Annotated in this window: 8 protein-coding genes; 2 read left to right on the top strand and 6 right to left on the bottom strand. The window is 68.6% G+C overall.

Going from position 1 to position 6,778, the window contains the following annotated elements; genetic code table 11:
• The first annotated feature begins 38 nt into the window (after positions 1–38).
• Positions 39–743: a GntR family transcriptional regulator gene (locus AC1Q7Q_RS05715; RefSeq protein WP_492376784.1), complete on the top strand. Its 705-nt coding sequence runs from the start codon at positions 39–41 to the stop codon at positions 741–743.
• 19 nt (positions 744–762) lie between these two features.
• On the opposite strand, the gene AC1Q7Q_RS05710 is transcribed toward AC1Q7Q_RS05715, so the two are convergent.
• Positions 763–1,284: a DsbA family protein gene (locus AC1Q7Q_RS05710; protein ID WP_492376785.1), complete on the bottom strand. Its 522-nt coding sequence runs from the start codon at positions 1,282–1,284 to the stop codon at positions 763–765.
• Positions 1,285–1,350: 66 nt separating this feature from the next.
• Positions 1,351–1,611: a UBP-type zinc finger domain-containing protein gene (locus AC1Q7Q_RS05705; RefSeq protein ID WP_043354618.1), complete on the bottom strand. Its 261-nt coding sequence runs from the start codon at positions 1,609–1,611 to the stop codon at positions 1,351–1,353.
• Between the two features lie 224 nt (positions 1,612–1,835).
• On the opposite strand from AC1Q7Q_RS05705, the gene wrbA reads away from it, so the two are divergent.
• Positions 1,836–2,456, top strand: coding sequence for an NAD(P)H:quinone oxidoreductase (wrbA, locus tag AC1Q7Q_RS05700; RefSeq protein WP_174428029.1), 621 nt, complete (start codon positions 1,836–1,838; stop codon positions 2,454–2,456).
• Between the two features lie 53 nt (positions 2,457–2,509).
• Here the strand turns inward: wrbA and AC1Q7Q_RS05695 are convergent, their stop codons facing one another.
• Genes AC1Q7Q_RS05695 through AC1Q7Q_RS05680 form a run of 4 tightly spaced genes read right to left on the bottom strand, consistent with a single transcriptional unit; the run spans position 2,510 to position 6,646 of the window.
• Positions 2,510–3,817, bottom strand: a complete 1,308-nt coding sequence (locus AC1Q7Q_RS05695) for an aspartate aminotransferase family protein (protein ID WP_492372082.1) — start codon at positions 3,815–3,817, stop codon at positions 2,510–2,512.
• Positions 3,818–3,837: 20 nt separating this feature from the next.
• Positions 3,838–4,899, bottom strand: coding sequence for a phosphotransferase (locus AC1Q7Q_RS05690; protein ID WP_492372083.1), 1,062 nt, complete (start codon positions 4,897–4,899; stop codon positions 3,838–3,840).
• On the bottom strand, positions 4,896–5,924 hold the full coding sequence (locus tag AC1Q7Q_RS05685) for a histone deacetylase family protein (protein WP_183032683.1): 1,029 nt from the start codon (positions 5,922–5,924) through the stop codon (positions 4,896–4,898). Before AC1Q7Q_RS05685 ends, AC1Q7Q_RS05690 begins: the two co-directional genes overlap by 4 nt.
• On the bottom strand, positions 5,921–6,646 hold the full coding sequence (locus tag AC1Q7Q_RS05680) for a GntR family transcriptional regulator (RefSeq protein WP_492372084.1): 726 nt from the start codon (positions 6,644–6,646) through the stop codon (positions 5,921–5,923). Before AC1Q7Q_RS05680 ends, AC1Q7Q_RS05685 begins: the two co-directional genes overlap by 4 nt.
• Between the last annotated feature and the right edge of the window lie 132 nt (positions 6,647–6,778).

Here is a 6,778-nt window from a genome sequence, read left to right as displayed (position 1 = left end):
GGCTGGCCAAGGCCGGCCCGCGCGCCCACAAGACGAACATGTCCGACGACCACGGCAGTGTTCCACCCGCCTACCCGGCGGACCGTCCCGGCGCCAGCCTCGGCTCGCGCCATTCGCCGCTGTTTTCGCAGGTGACCGATACCTTGCGCCAGCGCATTGTCGGTGGCGTGTACCGCCAGGGCGACCGCCTGGTGGAGCACACGCTGTCGGCCGAACTGGGCGTGTCGCGCGTGCCGGTGCGTGAGGCGCTGCGCGCGCTGGCGGCCGAGGGGCTGGTTCGCATCGAGCCGCGCCGGGGCGCGTCGGTGGCGTGCCTGTCGGAGCAGGTGGCCCGGGAGATGGTGGAGGTGCGCGCCACGCTCGAAGGCCTGAACGCCAAGCTGGCCGCGCAACGGCGCGATCCCCGGCTGGTCGCCGAGTTGCAGGAGGTCTTGCGCCAGGGCAGCGCGGCGGCATGCGGCGGCGAGGATGCGCGCCTGCTCACGCTCAATTTCCGCTTTCACGAGGTGCTGGGCAATATCGCCGCCAACAGCGTGCTGCAGGAGATGATGCGCTCCTTGCGCGAACGCACCGGACTGGTGTTTGCGCCCGCGCACCGGCAGCGCGCGCAGCAGAACTGGGACGAGCACGCGCAGATCCTGCGGGCGGTGATTGCCGGCGACGCCGACCTTGCGTCACTGCTCGCCACGCGCCATGTGTACAGCGCGGCGGAGGCGGCAACGCCTGCTGGCCCGCAAGCCTAGGCCCCTGGCCCCCAGCCCCTCAGTGACGCAGCACCACGGCAATGGCATGGTCCAGGTGTTCGATGCCGAAGGTCACGTCCTGTATTGCCCCATTGACGAAGAATGCCGGCGTGCTGCGCACATGGCTGGCAATGCCGCCTTGCTGGTGCTCGCGCACGCGCTGCAGGTAGGTGTGGGCCTTCATGTCGTAGTCATAACGCTCCAGGTCCAGTTCCAGCGTAGCGGCGTACTCCCGCAGCATCGCCGGCTTGATGCCGTGATGTTGCTCGAAGATCTGCTGGTGCATCGGCCAGAACTTGTGCTGGGCCGCCGCGGCCTCGGCAGCCTCCGCGGCGGCTAGCGCCAGCGGGTGCCAGGCCGTCAGCGGGAAATGGCGGTACACAAAGCGCACGCGGTCGTGGTAGCGGGCAAGCAGGATCTTCACGCCGCCGTAGGCCAGGCGGCAATACTGGCATTCGAAGTCGCCGTACTCGACCACGGTGACGTGGGCCGAGGCAGGCCCCAGTACATGGTCGGTCTTTTCAACGGGTGTCGACAGCATGACATTCTCCTTGCAGGATTGGCGCATGGGGGTTGGCCTGAGCGTGTGCCGGGCGCCGGGCACCCCTCAAGGAATGAACAACTTGTCGATATAGCACCAGCGCCAGGTTTCGCCCGGCTCGAACGACTGGATCACCGGATGTTCCGTGGCCAGGAAATGCCGGGTGGCGTGCTGGTTGGGCGAGTCGTCGCAGCAGCCGACATGGCCGCAGCACAGGCACAAGCGCAGGTGCACCCATTCGTCGCCGCTGCGCAGGCATTCCTCGCAGCCTTCTGCGCTGGGTGTGACGGGATGGCTCAATGCAAGGTGCGCACATGCCGTTGTCATTGCGGTACTCCAACGTTGGCCCCGGCAGGGCGGGCCCGTGCCGCGCGCGGATGAGCCAGGGTCTTTTATTGTAGGCGGCGAAGATGCGAAGGGAAGCGCGGCAGTCACCGCGCGGCGCGCTTGCTTCGCCTAGACTCAACGAATGGCCTGTTGCGGCCTGAAGTCCCGATTTCGTATTTCGTCATTTTTCATTTCGAATTTGGCATTGCACTCAGGAGGATGTCATGACCTGCAAGATCCAGGTGGTCTTCTACAGCATGTACGGGCACGTCTACAAAATGGCGGAGGCCGTGGCGGCGGGCGCGCGCGAAGTCGATGGCGCCGAGGTGACGTTGCTCCAGGTGCCGGAACTGGTGCCCGACGCCGTGCTGGAAAAGAGTGGCGCCAAGGCCGCCCGGGCGGCTTTCGCCCATGTGCCGGTGGCGGAGCCGGACAAACTGGCCGACGCCGATGCCATCCTGTTCGGCACCCCCACACGGTTTGGCAATATGTGCGCGCAGATGCGCAATTTTCTCGACCAGACCGGCGGGCTGTGGATGAGCGGCGGGCTGGTGGGCAAGGTCGGCAGTGTCTTTACCAGCACCGCCACCCAGCACGGCGGCCAGGAGACCACGATCACCAGCTTCCACACCACGCTGCTGCACCAGGGCATGGTGATTGTCGGCGTGCCCTACGCCGAAGCGCGGCTGCTGGACATGAGCCAGATCACGGGGGGCACACCCTATGGCGCTTCCACCCTCACGGCCGCCGACGGCTCGCGCCAGCCCAGCGAGAACGAACTGGCGATCGCAAAGTATCAGGGCCGGCACGTGGCCGGCATAGCCGCCAGGCTCGCGGCGCGTTAGCCGGGCTGCTGGCCGTGGCCGGATGGCTGGCGGGCGGGCGGGCGGGTTCAGGTTCAGGCCACTCGCTCGTTCTCCACCTCGGCCAGCACTGCGTCCAGGGTGTCGGCCAGCAGGTCGGCGTGCGCTTCGGTGAACACCATCGGCGGGCGGATCTTCAGGATGTTGGCCGCTTCGCCGGTGGCACCAACCAGCACGTGGCGCCGCCGCAGACCGTTGACGATGCGCGCCGTGCGCGCGGTCGCGGGCCGCGCGGCATCGCCGTCTTCGACAAACTCCACCGCGACGAACAGCCCGGCCCCGCGGATATCGCCGATCAGTGGATGCCGCTGCGCCACGCCTGCCAGCCGCTCGCGCAGGTACTTGCCCACGCGCCGCACCTGCGCCATGAGATGCGTCTGCTCGATGACGTCAAGCACCGCCATGCCGGCGGCGACAGACACCGGGTTGCCGCCGAAGGTATTGAAGTAACGGCACTCGCGCCCAAACGCCGCCAGCACTTCGGGGCGCACGGCCAGCCCGGCCAGCGGATGCCCGTTGCCCATTGGCTTGCCCATGGTGACGATGTCCGGCACCACGCCATGCCGCTGGAATCCCCAGAACGCCTCGCCCGTGCGCCCCAGGCCGGGCTGCACCTCGTCGGCGATGAACACGCCGCCGGCCGCGCGGATGGCGGCGACCGCATCTTTCAGGAAGCCGGGCGGATCGCAGAAGATGCCGTCGCTGGAGAACACGGTGTCGACCAGCAGTGCGGCGGGGCGGATGCCATGCGCGCGCAGGTCCTCGATGGCGTGGCGCACACCGTCGGCAAAGACAGCACCGAGCTGCGCCGGCGCAACGCGGTAGCTGTCGGGCGCCGGCACGGTACGCACGTTGTCGCCAAGCTTCACGTAGCGCCCGAGCGAGGGCGATGCTTCGGCAATGGACGCGGTCACGCCATGGTAGGCAAAGCGCGTGATGATCAGCCCTTGCGCGCCGGTGTGGGCGCGCGCGATGCGCATCGCCAGGTCGTTGGCCTCGCTGCCGGTACAGGTGAGCATGGCATGGCCCAGCGCGTCCGGCATGGTGGCCAGCAGGCGCTCCGCGTAATCCAGGATGCCCTCGTGCAGGTAGCGTGTGTGCGTGTTGAGCTGCGCCGCCTGGCGGGCGATGGCTTGCACCACCTGTGGATGGCAATGGCCGACCGATGCCACATTGTTATATGCATCGAGGTAGCGCTCGCCGTTGGCGTCGTAAAGCCAGACGCCATCGCCGCGCACGATGTGCAGCGGCTCCTCGTAGAACAGGCGGTACGCCGGGCCGAGCACGCGGGCGCGCCGCTCGGTCAGTGCTGCAACGCTAGGGTTGGCTGCTGCCGTGGTCATCGGATTCCTTGGTGTCGTGGTCACGCCATCCCGCAGGCGCGGCGCAGGACGGAGCGTGCTTGTTCGGTGGGGATCGCGTCGCAGGCTGCCAGCCGGTCCCAGGAGACCGCGTTGTTGCGCAATAGGTAAGGCGCGTTTTCCGGATGCCGCGCGGCGCGCCAGCCACTGATGGCTACCACCATCACCAGCCGGGCCTGCACCAGGTCGAACAGCACGTCGACCTCATCGGCTTGCAGCGGCAGTACCGCGTGATAGGTGGCGACAAAGTCCGCCAGCGTGGCCATCGTGTCGCCGGCGGGGTCAACCTGATAGGCGGCGGCAACGGCCAGGTCGTCGATCAGGGGCGCATGGACCATGTCGCCAAAATCCAGCACGCCCGCGATGCGCGCATGGTCTTGCGGATCGACCAGCACGTTATAGATATTGAAGTCGTTGTGGATCGGCTGGGCCCGCAGGTGCGCCAGCCGGGGCTGCACATTGGCGGCAAAGCGATCCAGCGCGCGGTTTGCCAGCGTGCGGCGCGCCGCGTCCGGGACGCTGTCGAGCAGGCCGCGCACGCGGTCGGCGCGCTGGATGTCCCACGGCAGCTCCAGCTCGCCGGCGGGATGGCGGAAGTCGCGCAGCGCCAGGTCGAGCCGGGCCAGCGTGCGCGCCAGCTCCCGTGCCTGTGCTTGCGAGCGCTGCGCCTTGGGCAGCGGCACGCCAGGCAAGTAGCTGAACAGGCGTACCACGCGCGCTTCGCCACCGGGTGGCTGGGCGATCAGCGCTGGCTGGCCCGCCAGGGTTGGCACGATGCGCTGCACGGGCAGGGCGGGGTCGGCCGCGGCGATGTGCAGCAGCGCCTGGGTCTGGAAGTCCGCCACCAGCGGCAGCTCGGCCGGGTGGGATACCTTGAGCATGTAGCTTGCCGCGGGCGTTTCCAGCAGGAAGTTCCGGTCGCGCTCGCCGCTCAGCGGGGAGAGCCGGCCCGCCAGCCCGTAGTGCTGCGTGAGCAGCGCCATCGCCCACGTCACAGGGACTTCGGGCGAGCCTTCGCTAAGCACATCGGCGGCAGCCAGTGCCGCGCTTGCCGGCCCGTTCATGCCGCGCTCGCGAAGCCGCGCAGCGCGCTGGACAGGTTGGGCCCGAGATCGTCGGAGAGATACCCGCCCTCCTGCACCAGCACCGTCGGCAAGCCCAGCCGCGCGATTTCCGCGGTGATCAGCGCGAAGCCGGGCGTGGTGACGGCCAGCGCCTGGTACGGGTCGCGCTCGTGCGCGTCCAGCCCCAGCGCCACCACCAGCGCGCCGGGCGCGAAGGCGCGGATGCTTTGGCACACGTCGCGCAGCGCTGCCAGGTAGGCCTCGTCGCCGGTGCCGCGCGCCAGCGGGCGGTTGATGTTGTAGCCGAGGCCCTCCGCCTCGCCGCGCTCGTGCGCGTGTCCGGTGAAGAAGGGCGTGAACAGCATCGGGTCGCCATGCAGCGACACGGTCAGCACATCGTTGCGCCGGTAGAAGATGCCCTGGGTGCCGTTGCCGTGGTGCATGTCGATGTCGAGGATGGCGACGCGGTCATGGTGGCGGCGCAGGTGCTGCGCGGCAATGGCGGTGTTGTTCAGGTAGCAAAAGCCGTTGGCGCGGTCCGCATAAGCGTGGTGGCCCGGCGGGCGGCACAGCGCATAGGCGGCGCGTTCGCCGTCGGCGACCAGTTGCGCGGCGTGGGTGGCCACGTCGGCTGAGCCGACCGCCGCGCGCCAGGTGTTGGGCCCGATGGAGCAGGCGGCGTCGCCCATGTGGAAGCCCGCCTGGCCGACCACGCTGTCGGGATAGGTGCAGGGCTGCCCGGGGAACGGATGGATGTTGGGCAAGACCTCCTCGGAGGCGTCGGGCAGCAGTTGCCAGCGGTCGTACGCGGTTTCCAGGAAGCGCAGGTATTCCGGCGTGTGGATCGCGGCGCGCGGGCCGGGGCCGTGATCGGCGGGGGCAATCACGTCGTGGCCATCGGCACGCACCGCTGCCAAGAGGCGCAGGGCGCGCTCGGGCTGCTCGTTGCTGCGTTTCATCTTGCCGCGCACCATGAACGCGTGCGGGTCGTGGTCGAGATGCAGATCGCTGTAGACGACTTTCATAGGACGGACTCCATCGGGGGCGCCTCGGCGGCGCCTTGTTTTTGCATGAACACCGCCCGGACATGGACCCAGGCGTCATCGATATGGAAGCGCACCGCGGCTTGCGCGGCGGCTTCGTCGCGCCGCGCAATCGCCTCGGCAATGGGGCGATGGGTCTCGGCCACGGCCTTCGGGTCGTGGTACACGCTGTCGATCAGCGCCACGATCATGCGAATCTCCGTTTGCATCATGGAGAACATGCGATGCAGGTAAGCGTTGCCGGACAGCTCGCAGATGGCCGTGTGGAACGCCAGGTCGCGCGCCACGCGCTCGATCTGCGGCAGCGATTCGGCGTCCTGCACCATGCGGTCGACCATGGCCACGAGCTGCTTCAGCCCGGCCTCCGGCGCCTGCTTGCAGGCGAGCGATGCGGCCATCAGCTCCAGATTCAGCCGTACCTGGAACAGGTCGTCGATCTCGCGCACCGTCACCGTGCGCACCGCAAAGCCATGGCGCGGGCGCGAGACCAGCACGCCCTGGCGCTCCAGCCGCCGGGCCGCCTCGCGCACCGGCGCGCGGCTGACATTCATGCGGCGGGCGATGTCGGCCTCGACGATGCGGCTGCCGGGCGGGAGCCGGCCTTCGACGATGGCCTGGGTGAGTTGCGCCTCCACCGCCGCCACCAGGTCGGAGACTTCGATGGAGGCAAAGGGCGAGGATTCGTCGAATGCGGAATCAGACATGGGCTTAGTCCTTGGGTTGGGCTACGACCGGCTTTACCAGCGGTGCTGGCGGCGCGGGCGGCATAACCTCAGGCAGCATCGCCAACGCCGGCACACCAACCACCACCAGGCAAATCCGCGCGGTCCAAGCAT

The organism is Cupriavidus sp. GW823-FHT07A04 (genome assembly GCF_058794615.1).
The sequence above is the reverse complement of the archived record's forward strand: the minus strand, read 5'-3'. Positions and strand labels throughout refer to the sequence as shown.

Coding starts and splice junctions, on each gene's coding strand:
- AC1Q7Q_RS05710 (WP_492376785.1), bottom strand. CDS start 1,284: ATGCTGTCGACACCCGTTGAAAAGACCGACCATGTACTGGGGCCTGCC.
- AC1Q7Q_RS05705 (WP_043354618.1), bottom strand. CDS start 1,611: ATGACAACGGCATGTGCGCACCTTGCATTGAGCCATCCCGTCACACCC.
- AC1Q7Q_RS05685 (WP_183032683.1), bottom strand. CDS start 5,924: ATGAAAGTCGTCTACAGCGATCTGCATCTCGACCACGACCCGCACGCG.
- AC1Q7Q_RS05695 (WP_492372082.1), bottom strand. CDS start 3,817: ATGACCACGGCAGCAGCCAACCCTAGCGTTGCAGCACTGACCGAGCGG.
- AC1Q7Q_RS05680 (WP_492372084.1), bottom strand. CDS start 6,646: ATGTCTGATTCCGCATTCGACGAATCCTCGCCCTTTGCCTCCATCGAA.
- wrbA (WP_174428029.1), top strand. CDS start 1,836: ATGACCTGCAAGATCCAGGTGGTCTTCTACAGCATGTACGGGCACGTC.
- AC1Q7Q_RS05690 (WP_492372083.1), bottom strand. CDS start 4,899: ATGAACGGGCCGGCAAGCGCGGCACTGGCTGCCGCCGATGTGCTTAGC.
- AC1Q7Q_RS05715 (WP_492376784.1), top strand. CDS start 39: ATGTCCGACGACCACGGCAGTGTTCCACCCGCCTACCCGGCGGACCGT.